We start from the raw sequence: 20,379 nt of genomic DNA on the forward strand, positions 1-20,379 counted from the left end.
CTCCGGTCAGGCGGCGAGTTGGCGGGCGGGGATGGAGTCGATGGTGAGCAGGCGGTCGAACAAGGCGGTCGCGCGCGCGGCCTCGCCGCCGACTTCTAGGCAGGCGCGGAATTTCTCGAACAGCTCGCCATCGGAGAGCGGGATGGTCGCGTGGCCGCGGGCGCGCTTCACCTCGGGCCCCGTGATCACCTGGCCGGAATTCAGCGTGACGATCACCTGGTCGAAGCGGCTGCCCGAGGGGCTTTCGGGGTCGTAATCCTGGTTGGTGACGACGCTGACGCGCGGCAGCAGCGCCTGGACGTCGGGGCGCTGGACGAAGCGGTCGGTGAGCTCCGGCAGGCCGACGCGGCCGGCGATGATCGAGGCGGACATGGCGAACTGCATGGAGAACTTCGCCTCCAGCCCGGTCTGCGGCCGCGCGTTGCGCAGGATGGTGGCGAAGCGGTCGCTGATATGGACCTCGACCGTCGCGACATCGGTGTGCGGAAAGGGGTTTTCACGCACCAGGGCGAGGGCGCCGTCGATCGCGCGATGGGTGCAGTAGCAGGCGGGGAATTTCTTGATGCTCAGCCCCTCGGTGAGGATGCGGAAGGGAGCGCCGGCGGTGCAGGGCGCGGTCCGATCCGTCTCGCCATGCTGGGAAACCGCGGCGAGGAAGCCCTGCGGATGTTCCAGCGCGTCGGGCGAGGCGGTGAAGCCGCCCTTGGCCAGGCGCGCGGCCATCAGGCCCGCATGGGCGGAGCGGCCCGCGTGGAAGGGTTTTGTCATCGTGCCGAAATTCGCCATCAACCCTGCGGATTGCGAGGCGCCGAGGGCGATGGCCATGGTGGTGCGCTCCGCATCCAGACCGTGCAGCTTCGCGCAGGCGGCTGCCGCGCCTACGGCGCCCATGACGCCGGTCGGGTGCCAGCCCTTGGAGTGCAGCATGCCGCGCTCGCGCCGGATCAGCTCGGCCCAGACCTCGTAGCCCGCGACATAGGCGGTGAGGATTTCCGCACCCGTCGCGCCCAGCGCCTCGGCCTCGGCCATGATCGCGGGGACCAGCACGGTGGAGGGGTGGCCGCGCAGCGAGACATCGTCGAAATCGAGCGCATGCGCGGCCGTGCCGTTGATCCAGGCCGCTTCCGGCGCAGGCGCGCGGAGGGGCGAGAAATACAGGCTCGCCTCGCCGGTGGTGCCCCCGTTGGGCAGCAGCGTGCGGCGCAGGATCTGCGGTGCGTCATCGTCGCGCCCGGCGATCATCACGCCGACGCAGTCGATCAGGCCCATGCGGGCGATGCGGAAGGCCTCGGCCGGAATGGCGTCGGCGGTGATGTCGGCGACGAATGCGCCGAGTGCGCGGGTCAATTCCATGCCAGCATCTCCTTCATGGCGCGCCCTCCGGCACGCGACGGTTTTCGAAGTAGCCACGCAGAATGTCGATGAGCGCCTCGGGCGCTTCATAGGGCAGCCAGTGGCCCGCATCGGGGATGAGGGTTATCCGCGCATGCGGGTGCAACGCGCGGAGTGCGTCGAGCCGATCCTCCAGACCCCAATAGGCGAGCTGATCGAGCGTGCCCCAGACAGCGTCGACGGGCACGGTGACCTCGGCGAGGGCGCGGCGCAGCGCGCCTTCCTTGACGTAGACCCGCGTGTCGAGCCGGGCGCGGGAGGAATTCCATTCCTGGATGTCGAGCGCGAGGTCATCGATCTTCGCGCGATCGGAAATCATCATGCGGGCAAGGTTTTCGCGGTGCGCTTCGCGCAGAGCGGTGCCTTCCAGGCCGCGCACTTTCTCCAGGATCATCGGTGCGCGCAGCGGCACCAGGCCTCCGGCGCCGACCAGGGTGAGCGAGCGCGCCTGCGCGCCGAGATGGAGCACGAGGTGCGAGGCGACGGTTGCGCCGAAGGAGAAACCCACGAGATCGACCGGCGCCATGGTGATGGTGCGCAGGCCGTCCGCGACGACGGCGGCCACATCTTCGATGGCGGTGGAAGGCGGCACGGCACTTTCGGAAAAGCCCGGCAGATCGGGCACGATCACCTGGCGCTCGCCTGAAAATGCCGGGATCACGCGCAGCCAGTGCCGCCAGGATCCGACGCCGCCGTGCAGCAGCACCAGCGGCGTGCCCTCACCCCAGACATGCCAGACCATGGTGCCCGCACCACACGGCGTCTCGACGCGGCGCGCCGTGTTCAACAGGGTCTCGACAGCACCCATCACATCGCCGGCGGCACGAAGGGGTAGGGCACCGTCGCGCGGCCACGGTAAGGGAGAGCGACCACCGCCTTGCCGGGCGTGGATTCCACGCCCTTGTCGTTGCGGATGCCGACATCGAGGTCGATGAGGCCGAACTCCGCCGCCTCCCGCTTGCCGGTGACGGTCGCCCATACGGTGAGCTTTTCGCCCACCACATTCATCGCGCGGAACTGGAAGTTGATCTTCCACACCCAGCCCGTGCGCCCGGCCCAATCCTTAAGCAATTGCGCGATGAAATTCTGCTTCAGCGAGCCGTTGATCAGCAGGCCCGGCAGCTTGTCATGCCCGATGGCGAAGGGCTGGTCGTAATGGATCTTGTGCCAGTTCTCCATCGCCGCCGACCAGCGCATCAGATGCGCGGTGGTGAAGCGGCCGCGCTCCAGCGGGGCCAGCTGGTCGCCGATGGCGACATCCTCGAAGTCGATGCGTTCGCTCATGGCATTCACCGCCGGATGATCGTCTTGCGGGCGCGCAGCAAGACCTGCCCGGCCTCGGTCGTGAACTCGGTCTCGATGATGACGAAGATCATCGGGCCACTCTTCGTCTCGCGCTCATAGATGTCCGCGTAGCGGGAGCTTTGCAGCACCGTCTCGCCATGGCGCGCATAGGCGAGGAACTCGATCTCGGCGCCGCCGTTGAGCAAAGCGAGACCATCGAGCGGCAGCGGCGGCAGGCCGTTGCCGACACCCATCACAATGCCGTCGAAATCCGGGTCCTCGGCGTTGTCGGTCAGAAAATCCGGCGCGCCGAAGGGGGTGCGGAACATGAAGGAGGGGAAGATCGGCGGTGCGATGGGTGCGCCGTAGGGTGCCATGGCCTCCGCATAGGCCGGGTCCGGGTCCATGATCGCCTGGGCGTAGCGGCGCACGGCACCGCGCTCCACCGTCTCGCAGGCGGCGAAGGGTTCGCTCCGGTAGCCGATGAAGGCTTTCGCCGCGTCGGTCAGCAGCGCCATGTCATGTCCCCCCTGCTGGCTGGTCGCCGCGGCGCCAGCCGGTGTCGAGCCCGATCGCACCCTGCGCCGCGAGTGCCGCAATGTCCGCGCCCGTGTAGTCGAGGCCGAGCATCACCTCCTCGGTATGCTGGCCCAGGCGCGGCGGCGGCAGGCCGATGCCGGCCGGCGTCTCCGACAGCTTGATGGGCAGTCCAGCCATGCGCATCGCGCCCAGGCCGGGCAGCGCGATCTCGGCCACCATCTCGCGGGCACGCACCTGCGGCTCGACCACCACCTTGTCGATGCGGTTGATCGGGCAGCAGGGCACGTCGTTCTGGTGCAGCAGCACTTCCCACGCCGCCACGGGGCGCGTGGCGACGACGGCGCCGATCATCTCGATCAGCAGCAGCCGGTTGGCGACACGCTGCGCGGCATCGGCGAAGCGTGCATCCGCCACCCATTCGGGCTTTTCCAGCGCGGCGCAGAGCCCGCGCCACATGCGCTGGTTGAAGGCGGAGATGACGATCCAGTCGTCGGCGGCGCGGAAGGCGCGGTAGGTCGGGCTGGTCAGCGCACCGCTCCCCGAAGGCCCGGGCACGTCGCCGGAGGCGAAGTAGCGCGTGATGAAATGCGCCAGCATCGCCATCTGCCCCTCGAGCAGCGAGGTATCCACCCGCTGCCCGCGCCCGGTGCGGTGGCGCGCTTCGATCGCCATCATCACGCCGATGGTGCCCAGCATGCCTGCGCCGATATCGGCGACCGAAATGCCCATCTTCACCGGGCCGCCGCCTTCCTCCCCGGTGATGCTCATGCCGCCCGAATAGGCCTGCATGAACAGATCGTTCGCCGGTTCCGCCGCGCGCGGTCCGGTGGCGCCGAAGCCGCTGATCGAGCAGTAGATGAGGCGCGGATTGAGCGCGTGCAGGCTGTCCCAGTCGAACCCCGCACGCGCCAGCGCGCCGATCCGGTAATTGTCCACCAGCACATCGGCGCGCGCGATGAGGCGGCGCGCCACCTCGATGCCCTCGGGCGATTTCAGGTCGAGGGCGACGGAGCGCTTGTTGCGATTGGCCGACGCGAAATAATAGCCCATCGCGCCACAAAAATGCGGCGGCCAGGATCGGCTGTCATCGCCGGCGCCGACGCGCTCGATCTTGACCACCTCGGCGCCGAAATCGCCCAGCGTCATGGCGCAGAAGGGCCCCGCCATGGCGACGCCGACTTCGACGACGCGCAGCCCGGCGACGGAGGCGGTGGCGGTCACGGCTGGTTCCTGGGGTTCATCGGCTCGTCCTCCGTCTTCCGCTCTATTTGCTGAGCGAATAGACTACTTGCACAAAAACGCTACACGCGCAGGCGGCCCCTGTCTACTTGCCCCGCAGTGGCAACTCCCGGATCGCGCAGGCGGCGAGCGTCGCCATCGCCATGATCCCGGCCGAGACCCAGTAGACATGCGCAAAGGCGCTGGTCAGCAGCGTGCCCATCGCGCGCAGCTCCGCCACCGGCATCGCCGCGCGCAGGCCGGGCTGGAACAGCGCGAGCCCACCGCCGAGCTGGTCCACCAGCACCGCGATCAGCCCGGCCGTGCCGAAGGCGCCGCCCATCAGCCGGAAGAACATCATGCACGATAGGCCCACGCCGGCATCGCGGGGTTCGAGCGCGTTCTGGATGGTCACGGTCAACGGCGACATCTGCCCGCCGAAGGACAGGCCGAGCAGGAGCGTCACGCCCAGATCGACGGCCATCGCATGCCCCAAGCCCAGAAGCGCGAGGAGCACGCACCCAGCCGTGCCGCAGGCGCAGCCGATCACAGGAAAGATCCAGGTCCGCCCGGTCCGGGTGATCAGCTGCCCCGCGACGAAGGACCCCGTGACGGTACCGAGCGTCATCGCAATCAACCGGATGCCCGCCGCCCCCGGCGCGAGGCCCGCCAGCAACTGGTAGTGCAGCGGGATGATCAGGATCAGCGCGATCATCACGATCGAGGTCAGCAGCGTCACCACGCTGGCATAGGCAAAGATGGCGTTGGCAAAGAGGCGCATCGGCAGCATCGGCTCGCGCGCCCGCAGCTCCCACAACACCAGGGCGACGAGGAACACGGCGCCCACCGCCAAGCCGGTCAGCGTCTGAGGGCTCGTCCAGCTGCCGGTGCGCTGCACCGCGGAGATGCCGAGCAGCAGCGGCGTTGTCGCGGCCAGGATCAGCGCCGCGCCCAGCCAGTCGATCACCGGCTTGCGCGTGGGCCGCGGCAGGCGGCGCAGCTGGTACCAGGTCATCGAAAACGCCAACGCGCCGAGCGGCAGGTTGATCCAGAAGATCCAGTGCCAGGACAGGCTGTCGCTCAGCACGCCGCCGAGCACCGGCCCCACCACATTGGCCGTCGCGAAGGTGGTGGACAGGTAGCCCTGGTACTTCCCGCGCTCGCGCGGCGGCAGGATGTCGCTGACCACCGCGATGGCCACCGAGCGCAGCCCGCCGCCGCCCAAGCCCTGCACCAGCCGCGCGGCGATCAACCAGCCCATGGTGGGTGCGAGTGCGGCCAGCAGTGCGCCGGTGACGAAGATGCTCACCGAGACCAGCAGCACCGGCCGCCGCCCGAACAGGTCCGAAAGCCGCCCATAGATCGGCGTGGTGACGGTGGATGCGATCAGATAGGCCGTCACCACCCAGGCGATCTGGTCCCATCCGCCGAGGTCCTGCGCGATGGCCGGCAACGCGGTCGCGACGATGGTCTGATCGAGGCTCGCGAGGAACAGCGCGAGCGTGACGCCGAGCATGATGGTGCGGATCTGCGCATGGCTGAACCGCGGCGGCTCGGTCTCGGAGGTCATGGCCCATCCTCGCGCGACCGCGCCCGCGTGGCCAGACGGGTTGCCCCCGGCGCCGCGCGGCGCTCTCATGCGCGCATGACCGATACACCCCCGATCGCCGTGCCGAACCTCGCCGCCACCGTGCTGCTGCTGCGGCAGAGCGATAGCGGGCCGGAGGTGTTCATGGTGGTACGCCATGGCGACATCGCCTTTGCCGGCGGGGCGCTGGTCTTCCCGGGCGGGCGGCTCGACGCCGGCGATCGTGATCTCGCCGCCTCCCTCGGCCTGGCAGGGGATGCTGGCGCCCTGCGCATCTGCGCGCTGCGTGAGACCTTCGAGGAGGCGGCCATCCTGCTGGCCCGCGGGCCGGTGCCGCGCACGGCGGCGAGTTGGCAGTCAAAACTCTGCGCCGACGAGATCAGCTTCGCAGCCCTGCTCGAAGGCCTCGGCGTCGAGCCGGCGCCGGATGCGCTGGTGCATTTTGCGCATTGGATCACGCCGCCGAACCGGCCCAAGCGCTTCGATACGCATTTCTTCCTCGCCGTCGCGCCCGAGGACCAGGAGGCCGCGCATGATGGGGGCGAGGCGGTGGACAGTGTCTGGATCAGCCCGCGCCTGGCGCTGTCCGAGGCCGATGCCGGCAAGCGCAAGCTGGTGGTCGCCACGCGGCTGAACCTGATGCGCCTGGCGCGCTTCGACAGCGTCGACGCCATCCTCGCGCATGCCGAAGACACGCCGGTCGTCACCATTGAGCCCCGCTCGAAGCAGGTGCCCGAGGGCCGGCTGATGACCCTGCCGCTCGCCGCCGGCTATGGCGTGACGAGCTTCCTCTCGACCGACCCGGCGTCGATCTAGCAGGCAGCTGAGACCCTGAGGGCGGAGGCTGGGCGAGCGGATGTCTGTGCAGGGCAGGAGGCGCCGAAGCCAGGAAGCTTTTTCCTCCTGGCGAGGTGCCGACTCATCCTGCGCGGAAAAGCGCCGTCCAGCCGACCCCTCAGGGTCTCAGCCGTCCGCTATGCGCGGATTTCCGCGCGCTGGATGATGGTCACCAGCTTCGCCACGCTCTCGTCGAAGGCGCGCTTGGTCTGTTCCGGGGCCATGGGCTCGGCGGGGACGAAACCCTGTTCCTCCAGCAGCTCGCGCAGGCTCTCGTCGCGCAGCGAGGCGACGGCGGCCGCGTTCAGCCGCGCGACGCGGTCGGCCGGCGTCGCAGATGGCACAAACAACACGTTCATGCTCACGCATTCATAGCCAGGCAGCCCGGCCTCCGCGATGGAGGGGATGCCCGGCAGCGCGCGCAGGTGCTGCAGCCCCGTGAGCGCGATCGCCCGCAACCGCCCCGCCTGGATCAGCGGGATGGCCGGCGGGATGGTGCAGAAGCTCATGTCGACACGGCCGCCGATCACGTCAGTCAGCCCTGGCGCGGTGCCGTTGTAGGGCACGTGCAGGGACTGGGTGCCGGCCATCATGTTGAACATCTCGGCCGCCAGATGCCCCGCGCCACCGACACCGAAGGAGGCGTAGCTCATCGCGCCGGGACGCGCGCGCATATAGGCGATGAGTTCCGGCACCGTGCGCACCGGCAGCGCCGCGTTCACCACCAGCAGATACGGGATCAGCGTCAGCACCGCCACCGCGGTCAGGTCGCGCTCCGCATCATAGGCGACGGGCGTGCCGAGGTGGCGCATCAGCGCCATCTGCGTGCCGCCCGAGAGCACCGTGTAGCCATCGGGTTCGGACCGCGCGACGAGCTGCGTCGCGAGCATGGTGGATGCGCCGGGGCGGTTCTCGGTCACCACCGGCTGGCCCAGATGCGGCGACCAGCGCGTGCCGAAGGCGCGGGCCATCAGGTCCACCGATCCGCCGGGCGTATAGGGCACCACCAGCTTGACCGGGCGGTTGGGGAAGGCGCCGGTCTGCGCCAGCGACGGCATCGGCGCGAGTGCGGCCAGCGCGGCCAGGCTGCGTCGTGTGATCATGGCATTCTCCTCCCCTGAGGCGCGCGCCTTGGCGGCGCTGCGTTGTCCATTCGCCAGGCGAATAGGCTATTGACTTTTACTCTGCCCCGCTTCCGGCCTAGGCTGCAACAGCCATTCGACCCGCAAACGCGCCCGAAGCCGCGAGGAAACCCCCGATGTCCGATCTCCCCAAGCACGTCCACGTCCAGGAAGAAGGACCGCGCGAGGGCTTCCAGATCGAGCCAGGCCCGATCGCCACCGCCGACAAGATCCGCCTCATCGAGGCGCTGGCCGAGACCGGCCTCAAGCACATCCAGGTCTGCTCCTTCGTCAGCCCCAAGATCGTGCCCGGCTGGGCCGATGCGGAAGCGACCGTCGAAGGCTTCAAGGCCAGGCCCGGCGTGCACTACACGGCGCTGTGGTTCAACGAGGCCGGGCTGAACCGCGCGCTCGCCTTCCGCGACAAGCTCACCATCGGCGGCTCGATCTCGCTGACCGCGTCGGAGGGTTTCACCAAGAAGAACCTCAACCGCACCCATGCGGACAACCTCGCGGCGATGCGCAAGCAGACGGCGGCACACCTGGCCAATGGCGTGGCGGTCACGCGCATCGGCGTGATGGCGGCGTTCGGCTGCAACTACCAGGGCGACATCAGCCCGGCACAGGTGGTCAAGACCATCGAGGACGGCTTCGCCATCGCCGAGGAGGCGGGTGTGACCATCACCGACCTCTCGCTGGCGGACACCATGGGCTGGGCCATCCCGCCGCGCATCGAGCGCACCATCGCCGAGGTCCGCAGCCGCTGGCCCGACAAGCGCATCACGCTGCACCTGCACGACACGCGCGGGCTCGCGGTCGCCAACGCGCATGCCGCGATCAAGCTCGGGGTGGATCGGTTCGACGCGACCGTGGGCGGCCTCGGCGGCTGCCCCTTCGCCGGGCAGAAGGGGGCCGCGGGCAACATCTGCTCCGAGGAACTCGTCCTGCTGTGCGAGGAGATGGGCATCGAGACCGGCGTGGATCTGGACAAGCTGATCGAGGTCGGCCGCATGGCGGAAGCGATCGTCGGCCACCAGCTGCCGAGCGAGCTGATCCACGCCGGCAGCCTCGACGCTTTCCGTCGCCAGGCCGCCTAGCGTCTGGCCTTCCGCGCGGGACACACCATGTCCCGCGCATGTCGCAACACGCCCCGCGTGCGCCCAGCCCCGCGCGCGCCCTGAAGACCGCCATCACTGGGCGCGTCGTCGCTTTGTTCAACGATCGCGCGCGCGGCGAGGCGCCGGTGGTGCGCCGGACCGATGGGCTGTTCGGCCCCGGCTCGGTCGCCTGGCGCGTCCATGGCGACGTCACCTCGATGATGATCGGCGGCGTCTCCTCGCTGCTGCTGCAGATGCTGCACCCGGCGGTGCTCGCCGGCGTATGGGATCATTCGGGCTTCCGGACCGACATGCGCGGACGCCTGCGCCGCACCGCGCGCTTCATCGCGCTCACCACCTATGGCGGCCGGGCGGAGGCCGAGGCGGCGATCGCACGCGTCCGCCACATCCACGGCCATGTCCGCGGCACGCTTCCGGATGGCACCGCCTACGCCGCCGACGACCCCGCGCTGCTCGCCTGGGTGCACGTGACCGAGGCGGTGAGCTTCCTCAACGCCTGCCGCCGCTACGCCGAGCCCGAGATGAGCCTCGCCGACCAGGACCGCTACTTCGCCGAGATGGCGCAGGTCGCGATTGCCCTCGGGGCCGCGCCGGTGCCGACCGACCAGGCCGGCGCGCACCGGCTGATCGCATCCTACCGGCCACACCTTCGCGCCGATGGCCGCAGTCGCTCCGTGCGCGACGTCGTGCTGAACGCCGCATCGGCGGATATGCTCACCGCGCGGGTGCAGGCGCTCGGTAACCAGGCGGCGATCGACCTGCTGCCCGATTGGGCACGGCGCATGCACGGCCTGGCGAACCCGGTGCTGGGGCGGCCGCTGGTGCGCGCGGGCATGCTCGGGGTGGCGCAGACTTTGCGATGGGCGTTTCGCTGAACCGCCTCACGCCACGCGGGGCCGGCGTTCCTGCGGGCTGAGGCCGTGGCGCAGCATCTCGGCGAGGGCGACAAGCTGCGGCCCGACCTCGGCGCGCAGCCGCGCCGGGCTCAGCGTCACCGCCGCCGAGCCGCAATTGATGGTGTAGGGCACAGTGCCATCCGGCCCGAGAATCGGCACGGCGCAGGTGTTGTAGCCGCGGTGCAGGATGCCGGCATTGATGATCCAGCCCTTGGCCGCGTATTCGGCGAGCGCCTTGTGGAATTCGCGCTTCGCCGGCCCCCACCGCGTGGCATCCTTCGCCTCCATCTCGGCGATGGCAGCACCGCGCGCCTCGGGTGCGGCACCCACCAGCCAGGCCCAGCCGAGCGCGGAGGTCGCGAGCGGCACGCGGCTGCCGACGCGGAGGTTCATCAGCAGCCGGTTGTCGCTCTCGCATCGGGCCAGCACGACCATGTCGAGCCCGTCGCGCGCCGCCACTGCCCCCGCGCCGGAGAACTGGTCCGCAAGGGCCTGCAGGTGTGGCTGCGCCAGTTCAGCGATGGTGAAACCCGCGATGGCGCTGTGGCCCAGGCGCAGCGCCGCAAGCCCCGGACGCAGCTTGTCCCCAGGCACGCTGACCAGCACGCCGAGCTTGAGCATGGTGTGGCACAGCCGCCAGACCGTGGGCTGCGGCAGCTTCGCGCGCTTGGCGAGCTCGGAGCCGCTGAGCTCGGGCTGTTCGGGCGTGAAGCACGCCAGCAGGGCCAGGCCGCGCGCAAGCGCGGTGACGAATTGCCGATCCTTGCCGTCCAACCGCCACCCCCGCATGGTTTACGGCGCGATCGTCGCGCGCTAGCGTTCACCTCAACGAGTAGTTAACTCGCACTGCGAAATGGCGCAACCCGCGCGACAAGAACGGGGCGCGGAGGAGGAAGCCCATGACGCCCCTGCTGTTCCAGCCACTGACCATCCGCGGGCTGACGCTGCGCAACCGCATCGTGCTCTCGCCCATGCTGACCTATTGCGCAGAGGCGGGGCACACCACGGACTGGCACTTCATGCATCTGGGCAAGTTCGCCGTCGGCGGCTGCGGGCTGGTCTTCATGGAATCGACGAAGGTGGACCCGCGCGGCTGCACCACGCCGCGCGATTGCGGGTTGTGGAAGGATGCGTTCATCCCCGCCCTGTCGCGCATCACCGCATTCGTGAAGGCGCAGGGTGCCGCCATCGGCATCCAGCTCGGCCACTCCGGGCGCAAGGCGCGCAACTCGCTGCCCTGGGAGGGCCGCCTGCCGCTCGCGAGCCATCCCGGCGTCGACCATGGCGAGGATTGGGAGCTGGTCGCGCCCAGCGCCATCGCCGCCGCGCCAGGGGTCGCCACCCCGCGCGCGCTCACCATTCCCGAGATCCAGGATCTCGTCGCCGAATTCGGCGCCGCCGCCGCACGCGCCGATCGCGCCGGCTTCGACGTGCTGGAGCTGCACGGCGCGCATGGCTATCTGGTGCACCAGTTCCTCTCGCCGACTGCCAACCAGCGCGACGACGCCTATGGCGGCAGCGCCGCGAACCGCATGCGCTTCGCGATCGAGATCGCCGAGGAAACGCGGCGCCACTGGCCCGCGGACAAGCCCCTGTTCTTCCGCGTCTCCGCCGTCGATGAGGATGGTGGCACGCTCGAGGACACCATCGCGCTCTGCCGTGAGCTGCGTGCGGTGGGTGTCGACGTGATCGATTGCAGCAGCGGCGGGATGACGCCGCGCTCCATCGTGGATAGCGGCCGCAAGCACGGCTACGGCTATCAGGTGCCTTACGCCGCGCGCATCCGCACCGAGGTGGAGATCGCGACCATGGCGGTGGGCCTCATCATCCACGCCGACCAGGCCGAGGCGATCCTGCGCGACGGCCAGGCGGACCTCGTCGCGATCGGGCGCGAGATGCTGCAGAACCCGAACTGGGCGCTGGATGCCGCGGAAAAGCTCGGCGCGCCGCTGCCCTATGCGACCGTGCCGCCGGCCTATGGCTATTGGCTGGAAAAGCGCATCCAGGCCGGCTTCGGCGGCCGGCCCTCCACCTGGCAGCCCGGCATCGAAGGCCCCAATCCATGAGCGGCGAAACCATCGAGGTGGTCCATGAGGGCGCCGACATCGTGGGCGAATCCCCGATGTGGCATCCGATCGAGAAGCGCCTCTACTGGGTCGACACGCGCAGGCCCGCGCTGCACCGGCTGGAGTCCGATGGGTCGGTGCGCAGCTGGGCAATGCCGAACAACATCGGCAGCTACGTCTTCCGCCGCGGCGGCGGCATCGTCGCCGGCCTCAAGCAGGGTTTTTCCACCATCGACCTCGACACCGGTGCCGTGGACCTGATCCTGGACCCCGAGCCCGACCTGCCGGAGAACCGCCTCAACGACGGCCGGTGCGACCGGCGCGGCCGCTACTGGTGCGGCTCCCGCGACCCCGGCGACACCAACGCCGGCGGCTCGCTCTATCGCCTCGACGGCGGCTTCCACTGCGAACGCATGGACACAGGCTTCATCGTCTCCAACGGCATGGCCTTCAGCCCCGACGACCGCACGCTCATCTTCGGCGACAGCCGCGGCGAGACCATGTGGCGCTACGATTTCGACCTCGACGCCGGCACGCTGTCCAACAAGCGCGTCTTCCTCGACACGCGGCACCTGCCCTGGCGCATCGACGGCGCCACCTTCGACGCCGAGGGCTACTACTGGGCCGCGCTGATCGGCGACAGCTCCATCGGCCGCTTCGATCCCGAAGGCCGCCTGGTGTGCATCATCCGCCTGCCCGTCACGCACCCCACCATGTGCAATTTCGGCGGCCCGAACCTCGAGACGCTGTTCGTCACCTCCGGCACCGTCTTCCTCAATCCCGCCCAACGCGCCCAGCAGCCGCTGGCAGGCGCGCTGTTTGCCATCCACGACCTCGGGGTGCGCGGCGTTGCCGAGCCGCTGTTTGCCGGATGACAGACACCGACGGCGCCGAAGCCCAGCTCAATGAAATCCAATCCAAAGGCACCCGGCACGAAACACCCGGCGGCGTGGTTTGGCACAGCTGGGGGCAGGGGCCGCCCATCGTGCTGCTGCACGGCGCCGCGGGGTCCTGGCGGCACTGGCTCCACAACGTCATCCCGCTCTCCGCGCGTCACCAGGTGATCTGCGCCGACATGCCCGGCTACGGCGATTCCGCCCTGCCCCCGGCACCGGTCACGCTCGAAAACTTCGCGGCCCTGCTGCTCGACGGCATCGACACGCTGATCCCCCGCACGCCCTTCGCGCTGGTGGGCTTCTCGCTCGGCGCCACCATCGCCGGGCAGATCGCGCACATGCTGGGCCACCGCGTCACCCGCCTCATCCTCGTGGGCTCCGGGGGCCTCACGCCCGCGAACTTCGTCGAGATGGAACGGGTGCGCGACAAGCTAGGCGCGGCGCGCACCGAAGCGCATCGCGAAAACCTCCGCCGCATCATGATCCATCAGGAACGCAACATCGACGCGCTGGCGCTGGCGGCGCAGGCCTGGAACTCCGACCATTCCCGGCTGCGCCTGCGCGGGGCGCTGCCACAGATGACGCTCAGGCGACTGCTGCCGGAGATCACCGCGCCAACCGACGCGATCTGGGGGGAGTTCGACCAGCCGGCGAAGGGCAACCTGCAGGACCGGATCGACGTGCTGAAGGCACTCAAGCCTGACGCCGATATCAGCGTCATACCCAACGCAGGGCACTGGGTGGCGTATGAAGCGGCCGACGAGGTCAACGCGGCAATCGAAGCAAGGCTGGGGAAATGAATTTCTCCCCGCGGCGTATACGTCGCGCCCTTTCTTTTATTGTTGCCACTTGGTGCCTCCTCACTGCATCGGCCCATGCACAGAGCGAGACGCCGTGGAGCGACAGGCCCGTCTCGGTCATCGTGTCTTGGGCGCCGGGGGGCGTTGTCGACACCATCGGCCGCGCACTCGCGCAATCCATGTCGGACCTCACCGATGGGCGCTTCGTCGTCGTCAACCGCGACGGCGCGGCGGGGATCGTCGGCGCCCAGGCCCTCGCCCAGGCGCGGCCCGATGGGCTGACCATAGGCTTCGGACCAATCACGCCCATCACGACTGCCGCGCACACCATCCGCAACGTGCCCTTCACGGCCCAAAACTTCGACTACGTCTGCAAGGTCTTCGAGAACGTCCTGACCGTCACCGTCGCCGAAGCCTCGCCCTTCCGTGACCTGCCCACGCTTATCGGCGCCATCCGCACGCGACCTGGCGCGCTGACCTATGGGCACTTCGGCACCAACTCGCTCGGCCACCTGTCCTTCGCGAACATCGTGCGCGGGCTCGAGCTTCGCCTGGTCGACGTGCCGTTCCGCGGCGAGGTGCCGATCTACCCCGAACTCATCGCCGGGCGCCTGGATTTCGGCATCGGCACCGTCGGCGGCAGCCGCGGCAAGCCCGTGCGCCTGCTCGCCGTCTTCGGCGAGAGCCGATCCATCGCGGCACCTGACATCCCCTCCACGCGCGAGCTGAACTTGCCCACGCTACAGCCCGTGCTCGCGGGGCTGATGCTGCCGCGCGGGGCGCCGGCCGGCCTCGCGCAGCGCTTCGATACGCTGTGCCGCCAGGCGACCGAGGCGGCCTCCTTCCGCGCCGTGATGGCGCGCCTGGGCGAACCCATCCTCTACGCCGACCGCGCCGCCTTCACTGCCGCCGCACTTCGCGACGATGCCGAGAAGCGCGCCCTCGTCCATGCCCTCGGCCTGTTGCCGCAATGACTGGAGTCCATCGCATGACCCGCCGCCGCGCGCTTCTGCTCGCATCGCTCGTGCCTATCGCACCGGCCCTCGCGCAGGCACCATGGCCGCAGCGCCCCATCCGCTTCATCGTCCCCTTCGCGGCGGGCGGGAACTCGGACGTCACCGCGCGGCTCTTCGCGAACCGCATCACCGCGCGCCTCGGACAGCCGATCATCGTGGAGAACCGCTCCGGCGCGACCGGCGCCATCGGCACCGAGGCCGTGGTCCGCGCCGCACCCGATGGCTACACGATGCTGATCGGCAGCCCGGGCTCCATCGTCAACGGGCCGCTGCTGCAGGCCAATCGCCGCTACGACCCGATCACGGATCTGGTGCCCGTGGCGCTGCTCGGCTCGGTGCCGATGGTGATCATCATCAAGCCTTCGCTTCCCGTCCGGACGCTGGGCGAACTGGTCACCTATTCCAAGGCGCAGCCGCGCGGCGTGACTATCGGCACCTCCGGCATCGGCGGCGCAAACCACCTGCCGCTCGAGCTTTTCATCGCCGCGACCGGGGCGAACCTGGTCCATGTGCCCTATCGCGGCGGCGGCTCCACGCTGCCGGATTTCCTGGCTGGCAACGTCGATGGCGTGCTGATCGAGATGCCATCGGTGCTGGACCTGCACCGCGACGGGCGCGGCCGCATCCTGGGCGTCGCCGCACCCGCACGCAACGCGCAGCTTCCCGACATACCGACCTTCATCGAGCAGGGACTTGCGGGCTTTCTCGCCGCCTCTTTCGTGGGCCTCTTCGCGCCTTCCGGCACACCCCCGCCCATCCTCGCCAGCGTCCAGGCCGCCATCGCCGAGGCCGTGGCCGACCCCGAGATCCTCGCCCGCCTGCTCAGCTTCGGCGCCGACGCGCCGACACCGGCGGAACTCACCACGCCCGGCTTCGCCGCGCTGCTGCAGGGCGAGCTGGAGAAGGCGCGCCGCGCCATCGCGATCGCCGGGCTGCGGCCGGAGTAGCCGCTACTCCAACACCACCCCGGACGCCGCGACCACGGGCGCCCACATCCGGAATTGCGCATCCCAGAATGCTTCCAGCTCGGCCGCGGTCGAGCCGACCGGCTCCACTCCGGCCGCGCGCAGCCGTGCATTCGTGGCGCCATCGCGCACCGCGGCCTGCGTCGCTTCCTGCAGCCGCCGCACCACCGGCACCGGCGTCGCTACAGGGGCGAACAGCGCCATCCAGTTCAGGATCTCGAAATCCGCGATCCCGGCTTCCTCCACCGTCGGCACGTCCGGCAGCACCGCGCTGCGCTGCTTCGACGTGACGGCCAGCGCACGGATCGTGCCCTGCCGCACGAAGGGCGCCTGGCTCGCGACACCCTCGATCAGGAAATCCGTATCGCCCGAGATCATCGCGGTGATCGCGGGGCCGGCGCCGCGGAAGGGGATGTGCTCCGCCGTGGTGCCGCTGCGCGTGTTCAGCAGATGCGCGCTCATGTGGTTGATCGAGCCGGGGCCGGAGGAGCCATAGGTCAGCCGCCCGGGGCGCGCCCGCATCAGCGCCACCAGCTCCCCCAGGCTGTGCGCGGGAACGCGGTTACCGACGGTCAGCAGCATGGGCATCGTGTTGATCAGGCTGATCGGCGCGAAGGCCTGCCGCGTGTTGAACCGCAGGGAGCGATAAAGCCCCGCATTCAGCACGCCGGCGCTGACCGTGAAGATGCCGATGACGTGGCCGTCGGGCGGCGCGTTCGCCACCATCTCGGCCGCAATGGTGCCGCCGCCACCGCCGCGATTCTCTACCAGCACCGGGCGGCCCAGCGCCTCGCCCATGAAGGGCGTGACGATGCGCGCCACCACGTCGATGGACCCGCCGGGCGCGGAGGTCGCGATCATCCGCACCGGCTGGCGCGGAAATTCTTGGGCCCGTGCCGGCAGGGCGGCGAAGCTTGCCGCCGCTATCAGCCCGCGCCGCTTCATGGTGCGTCTCCGAGCGCCTTGCGCAGCCCCGCCGTCCAGGCGCCGGCGGCCGCGGCGAGCAGCGCGATGTCGCTCTGCGTGGTGAGGAACAGCGCCCCGCGCCGCACCGCCTCCGCCTGGCGCGCGACGTCGCGGTTGCCGCCGCATCCCGCGAAGATGCCGTTGGCCCGCGCCGCCGCGATCACCCGGTCCTGCGCGGTGACGATGGCCGAGTCGTCGAACTGCCCGGCCTTGCCCATGCCCACGAGCAAATCATTGCTGCCGACATGCAGCACGTCGATGCCCGGCACCGCCGCGATGGCTTCGACGTTCTCCAGCCCCTCGACGGTTTCGATCATGCACACGAGCAGCGTCGCCGCCTGCAATTCCGCCACCGCCTCGCCCACCGGCCGCGTGCGGAAATCGAACTGCACGTAGCCGCCGGAGACCGAGCGTTTGCCCAGCGGTGGAAACCGCACGATCTCCACCGCGCGCCGCGCCTGCGCCACGGTGGAGATGTCGGGAAACACGATCCCGCTGACCCCATTGTCGAGCAGCAGCGCGATGTCCGGGTCGTCCACCCCGCGCACCCGCACCACCGGCGCGACGCCGATGGCCAGCGCGGTCTGCGCGATATGCGCGATGGTCTCGATGTCGAAGATCGCGTGCTGCGTGTCGATGAAGAGGAAGTCGTGCCCGGTCGCACGGGCGATGCGCGCGATATCGGCGGAGCGCGTCATCCGTACGCTCATGCCGAAGGCCGGCTTGCCGTCGCGCAGGCTACGCAGCACCGGATTGTCCATCCTTGCCTCCTCACGCATCGGTCGCGATCCAGCCGAGGTTTTTCTGCTCCGCCATCGCCCAGCTCCGCTCGAGCAACCGCGCGCATTTCGCAGCACTCAGCACGGGTTCAGCGAGGCCGAGGAACTTCACCGAGAGCGCCTCATCCGACATCGGGTTGGCCAGGCTGCCGAGCGGAGTCGTCGTGGTGACGGAGATGCGGCGCCCGTCGCGCATGGTGAGCACCACATCCGCCTCCATCCGCCCGCAGCCCGGGTCGGCGACCGCCTCCACCCGGTCGCGCACGGCGATGACCTCGGGCGCCCGCACGCGGGCATCGTCGAATTCGCGCTCGCCGCCGGCGCCATCGACCAGCGCCACGGCGGCGGCGTGGAAGACGCTGAACTTGCCCTCAAGCCCGGTCGTCGGCTGGCGCTTGCCCGTCAGGTCGAGGACCAGCGGATGCACGCGCAGTTGCACCGAAGCGACCTCCGCCAGCGCAAACCCCTCCGTTGCGCGCAGCCCCAGGCACAGATCGATCACCGGGTGCACCACCAGCCCGCAGGCGAAGGGCTTGTAGGTGTTGCCCGTGATCTCCCAGCTCTCGCCCAGGCCTTCGCTGATCCGTTCCGGCGCATAGCCGCGCGCCAGCACCTCGCCAAAACCGCGCCGGCCCTCGATGGCGTCGGGCGCGGCGTCGAACCCCTCGGCCGCGAGGCTCGCCGCAAGCAACCCGTTCTGCGCCGCGCGGCCGGGATGCAGGCTCTTCACCATGGACCCGAAATGCACCCGCAGCCCGACCGGCTGCGTCGCGCCCATGCCGATCGCCCAGCCGCAGCGCTGCGCATCGAGGCCCAGCAGCCGCGCCGCCGCCGCCGCCGCGCCGATCGCGCCCGCCGTGCCGGTGGCGTGCCAGCCGGCGTCGTAATGCGAGGGCATGACCGCGCGCCCGACCCGGCAGGCGACCTCCACGCCGAGCAGGAAGGCGTGCAGCAGCGCCGCGCCATCCGCCCCGCGCGCCTCGGCCAAGGCCAGCGCGGCGGAGAGCACCGGCGCGCTCGGGTGGATCAGCGCCGTCTCATGCGTGTCGTCGAAATCCAGCACGTGGGAGGAGATGCCGTTCACCAGCGCCGCCGTCGCCGGGTCGGCGCGCCGGCCTAGCCCCGGCAGGCTCGCCACCGCCGGCCCGGTGCCGAACATCTCGGCCGCGCGCAGCGCCGCCGCCACGCCCGCATGCGGCGCCCCGCCGATCGCGCAGCCGAGCCAGTTCACGAAGGACCGCACACCCTCATGCCGCACATCCTCCGGCACATCCTCCCATCGATGTTCCGCCGTCAGCCGCGCCAACAGCGCCGTCCCACCCAGATCGTCCATCGCCATGTCCTTCAATCCACCTGCGCGCCGGAGGCACGCACGATCGGCGCCCAGCGCGCGCCCTCCTCGCGGATCATCGCGGCGAAGACCTCTGGCGTGGTCACCGCGATCTCCGCACCCGTCGCTTCCATCCGCGCGCGCTGCACCGGGTCCGCCGCGAGCGTCGCCACATCCGCCGCGATGCGCGTGACGATCTCGCCCGGCGTGCCGCGCGGGGCGAGCAGGCCGAACCAGGCCTCCGCCGCCATCGGCTTGCCCAACGCCTCGGTGAGCGTCGGCACCTCCGGCAGCACCGGCAGCCGCGCCTGAGACCCGATGGCCAGCGCGCGCAACCGCCCCGCGCGGATCAAATCGACCGAGGAGAGCGTGTTCACGAACATCGCCGCGACCTGGCCGCCGACCACGTCGTTCAGCGCCGGCGCGCTGCCGCGATAGGGCACGTGGTTGAGCGTGATGCCCTCGGATGTGCGGAACAGCTCCATCGCCAGGTGCGTGAAGCTGCCATTGCCGACCGAGGCATAGGCCACCCGCCCCGGCTGGGCGCGCGCAAGTGCCACGAATTGCGCGGCATCGCGCGCTGCGACGGCCGGGTTCACCACCAGCACGTAGGACAGCCGCGCGAGCAGCGTGATGGGGGCGAAATCGACCAGCGGATCATAGCCAAGCCGGGCGAAGAGCGTCGGCGCGATGGCCAGCGGCCCGGTGTCGGCGATCAGCAGCGTGTGCCCGTCCGCCGGCGCCCGCGCCGCCACCTCGGTGCCCAGGCTGCCGCCGGCGCCGGGCCGGTTCTCCACCACCACCGGCTGGCCCCAGGCCACCTGCAGCCGTTCGGCCAGGATGCGCCCGATGATGTCGGTGCCCGAGCCCGGCGGGTAGGGCACCAGGATGCGCACCGGGCGCTGCGGCCAGGCCTGCGCCGAGGCATCGCCGGCCGTGACGGGCGCGAGGCCGGCAGCAAGCAGGTGGCGGCGGCGGAACATGGCGTCTCCCAATTGGTTTTGCGCCACCCTAGGTCGGAAGCCGGGCGAAGCAAATTGCCCCGTCGGTCCCCCTCCTTCCCCAGCCCCGGCCTTTCTGTCATGGTCCGTTACAGCGAATGGACGGTGTGTAACGAAATGTTGGTCCATGGCGGCTGCGCCGCCCGGGACGGGTGGGGCGTTCTCCTCCTGGGCCCGCCTGGCGCGGGCAAATCGGATCTGTTGTTCAGACTGCTCGATATCGGATGGTCGCTGGTGGCCGATGATCAGGTGGAGATCGAGACTGGTGTCGGAGACGACCTCGCCGCATCCGCGCCCCCCGCGCTCTCCGGCCTGCTGGAGCTGCGCGGCATCGGCGTGCTCGGGGACGTGCCGGTGACGCCGCGCGCTGCGTTGCGCCTGGTCGCGCGACTGGTGCCGGCGGCGGATGTGCCGCGCCTTCCCGAACGCGCGCAGTGGTCCCATGCAGGGCACAGCCTGCCAGCCATCGCGCTCGATCCCTCGGCCGCCTCGGCGCCCCGGAAGCTGGGGGTGGCGCTGGACGTCGTCCTCGGCCGCCGCCGCCTCGCCGCCGGGTTCGGCTGAGG

At 70.1% G+C, this 20,379-nt stretch carries 21 protein-coding genes; 9 read left to right on the forward strand and 12 right to left on the reverse strand.

What is annotated here, in order from left to right:
• Nucleotides 1-6 precede the first annotated feature (6 nt).
• The 6 genes from GXW79_RS18670 to GXW79_RS18695 all read right to left on the reverse strand — a co-directional run bounded on the left by GXW79_RS18670 (nt 7) and on the right by GXW79_RS18695 (nt 6,004).
• A complete protein-coding gene (locus GXW79_RS18670; protein WP_211875959.1) occupies nt 7-1,353 on the reverse strand; it encodes an MmgE/PrpD family protein in 1,347 nt (448 codons plus the stop codon).
• A gap of 13 nt (nt 1,354-1,366) precedes the next feature.
• Nucleotides 1,367-2,200, reverse strand: coding sequence for an alpha/beta fold hydrolase (locus tag GXW79_RS18675; RefSeq protein ID WP_211875960.1), 834 nt, complete (start codon nt 2,198-2,200; stop codon nt 1,367-1,369).
• The gene (locus tag GXW79_RS18680; RefSeq protein WP_211875961.1) at nt 2,200-2,676 is read right to left on the reverse strand and encodes a hotdog family protein; all 477 of its coding nucleotides are present in this window, start codon (nt 2,674-2,676) and stop codon (nt 2,200-2,202) included. Before GXW79_RS18680 ends, GXW79_RS18675 begins: the two co-directional genes overlap by 1 nt.
• A 5-nt stretch (nt 2,677-2,681) precedes the next feature.
• The gene (locus GXW79_RS18685; RefSeq protein WP_211875962.1) at nt 2,682-3,194 is read right to left on the reverse strand and encodes an FAS1-like dehydratase domain-containing protein; all 513 of its coding nucleotides are present in this window, start codon (nt 3,192-3,194) and stop codon (nt 2,682-2,684) included.
• A gap of 1 nt (nt 3,195) precedes the next feature.
• Entirely contained in the window at nt 3,196-4,437 is a 1,242-nt protein-coding gene (locus GXW79_RS18690; protein WP_211875963.1) for a CaiB/BaiF CoA transferase family protein, read from the reverse strand.
• A gap of 103 nt (nt 4,438-4,540) precedes the next feature.
• On the reverse strand, nt 4,541-6,004 hold the full coding sequence (locus GXW79_RS18695) for an MDR family MFS transporter (protein WP_211875964.1): 1,464 nt from the start codon (nt 6,002-6,004) through the stop codon (nt 4,541-4,543).
• A 75-nt stretch (nt 6,005-6,079) separates the two neighbouring features.
• Here GXW79_RS18695 and GXW79_RS18700 point away from each other — a divergent pair, with 75 nt between their 5' ends.
• Nucleotides 6,080-6,838 (forward strand): NUDIX hydrolase, encoded by a 759-nt coding sequence (locus GXW79_RS18700; protein ID WP_211875965.1) that lies wholly within the window; start codon nt 6,080-6,082, stop codon nt 6,836-6,838.
• A 158-nt stretch (nt 6,839-6,996) separates the two neighbouring features.
• Here GXW79_RS18700 and GXW79_RS18705 read toward each other — a convergent pair whose 3' ends face one another.
• Nucleotides 6,997-7,962, reverse strand: coding sequence for a tripartite tricarboxylate transporter substrate binding protein (locus tag GXW79_RS18705; protein ID WP_211875966.1), 966 nt, complete (start codon nt 7,960-7,962; stop codon nt 6,997-6,999).
• 155 nt (nt 7,963-8,117) lie between these two features.
• On the opposite strand from GXW79_RS18705, the gene GXW79_RS18710 reads away from it, so the two are divergent.
• Nucleotides 8,118-9,077 (forward strand): hydroxymethylglutaryl-CoA lyase, encoded by a 960-nt coding sequence (locus GXW79_RS18710; protein ID WP_211875967.1) that lies wholly within the window; start codon nt 8,118-8,120, stop codon nt 9,075-9,077.
• Between the two features lie 38 nt (nt 9,078-9,115).
• Complete coding sequence (locus GXW79_RS18715) at nt 9,116-9,973, forward strand: oxygenase MpaB family protein (RefSeq protein ID WP_211875968.1); 858 nt, start codon at nt 9,116-9,118, stop codon at nt 9,971-9,973.
• A 6-nt stretch (nt 9,974-9,979) separates the two neighbouring features.
• Here the strand turns inward: GXW79_RS18715 and GXW79_RS18720 are convergent, their stop codons facing one another.
• Nucleotides 9,980-10,768, reverse strand: coding sequence for an IclR family transcriptional regulator (locus GXW79_RS18720; RefSeq protein ID WP_211875969.1), 789 nt, complete (start codon nt 10,766-10,768; stop codon nt 9,980-9,982).
• Nucleotides 10,769-10,893: 125 nt separating this feature from the next.
• Here GXW79_RS18720 and GXW79_RS18725 point away from each other — a divergent pair, with 125 nt between their 5' ends.
• The 5 genes from GXW79_RS18725 (at nt 10,894) to GXW79_RS18745 (ending at nt 15,719) form a co-directional block, all read left to right on the forward strand.
• Nucleotides 10,894-12,060, forward strand: coding sequence for an NADH:flavin oxidoreductase/NADH oxidase (locus tag GXW79_RS18725; protein ID WP_211875970.1), 1,167 nt, complete (start codon nt 10,894-10,896; stop codon nt 12,058-12,060).
• Entirely contained in the window at nt 12,057-12,935 is an 879-nt protein-coding gene (locus tag GXW79_RS18730) for an SMP-30/gluconolactonase/LRE family protein (protein ID WP_211875971.1), read from the forward strand. Before GXW79_RS18725 ends, GXW79_RS18730 begins: the two co-directional genes overlap by 4 nt.
• Complete coding sequence (locus tag GXW79_RS18735; protein WP_211875972.1) at nt 12,932-13,756, forward strand: alpha/beta fold hydrolase; 825 nt, start codon at nt 12,932-12,934, stop codon at nt 13,754-13,756. The genes GXW79_RS18730 and GXW79_RS18735 overlap by 4 nt, the downstream gene beginning before the upstream one ends.
• A 122-nt stretch (nt 13,757-13,878) precedes the next feature.
• Entirely contained in the window at nt 13,879-14,730 is an 852-nt protein-coding gene (locus tag GXW79_RS18740) for a tripartite tricarboxylate transporter substrate binding protein (RefSeq protein WP_211875973.1), read from the forward strand.
• A 14-nt stretch (nt 14,731-14,744) separates the two neighbouring features.
• The gene (locus tag GXW79_RS18745) at nt 14,745-15,719 is read left to right on the forward strand and encodes a Bug family tripartite tricarboxylate transporter substrate binding protein (protein WP_211875974.1); all 975 of its coding nucleotides are present in this window, start codon (nt 14,745-14,747) and stop codon (nt 15,717-15,719) included.
• Between the two features lie 3 nt (nt 15,720-15,722).
• On the opposite strand, the gene GXW79_RS18750 is transcribed toward GXW79_RS18745, so the two are convergent.
• From GXW79_RS18750 to GXW79_RS18765, 4 genes are read right to left on the reverse strand one after another with little or no spacing between them, the layout of a single operon-like run.
• Nucleotides 15,723-16,682, reverse strand: coding sequence for a Bug family tripartite tricarboxylate transporter substrate binding protein (locus tag GXW79_RS18750; protein ID WP_211875975.1), 960 nt, complete (start codon nt 16,680-16,682; stop codon nt 15,723-15,725).
• The gene (locus tag GXW79_RS18755) at nt 16,679-17,482 is read right to left on the reverse strand and encodes an HpcH/HpaI aldolase family protein (protein WP_211875976.1); all 804 of its coding nucleotides are present in this window, start codon (nt 17,480-17,482) and stop codon (nt 16,679-16,681) included. The genes GXW79_RS18750 and GXW79_RS18755 overlap by 4 nt, the downstream gene beginning before the upstream one ends.
• Nucleotides 17,475-18,821, reverse strand: coding sequence for an MmgE/PrpD family protein (locus GXW79_RS18760; protein ID WP_211875977.1), 1,347 nt, complete (start codon nt 18,819-18,821; stop codon nt 17,475-17,477). Before GXW79_RS18760 ends, GXW79_RS18755 begins: the two co-directional genes overlap by 8 nt.
• A gap of 5 nt (nt 18,822-18,826) precedes the next feature.
• Nucleotides 18,827-19,795, reverse strand: a complete 969-nt coding sequence (locus tag GXW79_RS18765) for a Bug family tripartite tricarboxylate transporter substrate binding protein (RefSeq protein ID WP_211875978.1) — start codon at nt 19,793-19,795, stop codon at nt 18,827-18,829.
• Nucleotides 19,796-19,930: 135 nt separating this feature from the next.
• Between GXW79_RS18765 and GXW79_RS18770 the strand changes: the two genes are divergently transcribed.
• Entirely contained in the window at nt 19,931-20,377 is a 447-nt protein-coding gene (locus GXW79_RS18770; protein WP_211875999.1) for an HPr kinase/phosphorylase, read from the forward strand.
• The last annotated feature ends 2 nt before the right edge of the window (nt 20,378-20,379 follow it).

It is taken from the genome of Plastoroseomonas arctica (genome assembly GCF_018128965.1).
In the GTDB taxonomy this organism is placed as follows: Bacteria; Pseudomonadota; Alphaproteobacteria; order Acetobacterales; family Acetobacteraceae; genus Plastoroseomonas; species Plastoroseomonas arctica.

Excerpts from the sequence above, each read along its gene's own strand:
- GXW79_RS18750 (WP_211875975.1), bottom strand. The coding sequence starts at position 16,682 with ATGAAGCGGCGCGGGCTGATAGCGGCGGCAAGCTTCGCCGCCCTGCCG.
- GXW79_RS18695 (WP_211875964.1), bottom strand. The coding sequence starts at position 6,004 with ATGACCTCCGAGACCGAGCCGCCGCGGTTCAGCCATGCGCAGATCCGC.
- GXW79_RS18680 (WP_211875961.1), bottom strand. The coding sequence starts at position 2,676 with ATGAGCGAACGCATCGACTTCGAGGATGTCGCCATCGGCGACCAGCTG.
- GXW79_RS18745 (WP_211875974.1), top strand. The coding sequence starts at position 14,745 with ATGACCCGCCGCCGCGCGCTTCTGCTCGCATCGCTCGTGCCTATCGCA.
- GXW79_RS18670 (WP_211875959.1), bottom strand. The coding sequence starts at position 1,353 with ATGGAATTGACCCGCGCACTCGGCGCATTCGTCGCCGACATCACCGCC.
- GXW79_RS18765 (WP_211875978.1), bottom strand. The coding sequence starts at position 19,795 with ATGTTCCGCCGCCGCCACCTGCTTGCTGCCGGCCTCGCGCCCGTCACG.
- GXW79_RS18760 (WP_211875977.1), bottom strand. The coding sequence starts at position 18,821 with ATGGCGATGGACGATCTGGGTGGGACGGCGCTGTTGGCGCGGCTGACG.
- GXW79_RS18770 (WP_211875999.1), top strand. The coding sequence starts at position 19,931 with ATGTTGGTCCATGGCGGCTGCGCCGCCCGGGACGGGTGGGGCGTTCTC.
- GXW79_RS18730 (WP_211875971.1), top strand. The coding sequence starts at position 12,057 with ATGAGCGGCGAAACCATCGAGGTGGTCCATGAGGGCGCCGACATCGTG.
- GXW79_RS18755 (WP_211875976.1), bottom strand. The coding sequence starts at position 17,482 with ATGCGTGAGGAGGCAAGGATGGACAATCCGGTGCTGCGTAGCCTGCGC.
- GXW79_RS18685 (WP_211875962.1), bottom strand. The coding sequence starts at position 3,194 with ATGGCGCTGCTGACCGACGCGGCGAAAGCCTTCATCGGCTACCGGAGC.
- GXW79_RS18735 (WP_211875972.1), top strand. The coding sequence starts at position 12,932 with ATGACAGACACCGACGGCGCCGAAGCCCAGCTCAATGAAATCCAATCC.
- GXW79_RS18705 (WP_211875966.1), bottom strand. The coding sequence starts at position 7,962 with ATGATCACACGACGCAGCCTGGCCGCGCTGGCCGCACTCGCGCCGATG.
- GXW79_RS18715 (WP_211875968.1), top strand. The coding sequence starts at position 9,116 with ATGTCGCAACACGCCCCGCGTGCGCCCAGCCCCGCGCGCGCCCTGAAG.
- GXW79_RS18710 (WP_211875967.1), top strand. The coding sequence starts at position 8,118 with ATGTCCGATCTCCCCAAGCACGTCCACGTCCAGGAAGAAGGACCGCGC.
- GXW79_RS18725 (WP_211875970.1), top strand. The coding sequence starts at position 10,894 with ATGACGCCCCTGCTGTTCCAGCCACTGACCATCCGCGGGCTGACGCTG.
- GXW79_RS18675 (WP_211875960.1), bottom strand. The coding sequence starts at position 2,200 with ATGGGTGCTGTCGAGACCCTGTTGAACACGGCGCGCCGCGTCGAGACG.
- GXW79_RS18700 (WP_211875965.1), top strand. The coding sequence starts at position 6,080 with ATGACCGATACACCCCCGATCGCCGTGCCGAACCTCGCCGCCACCGTG.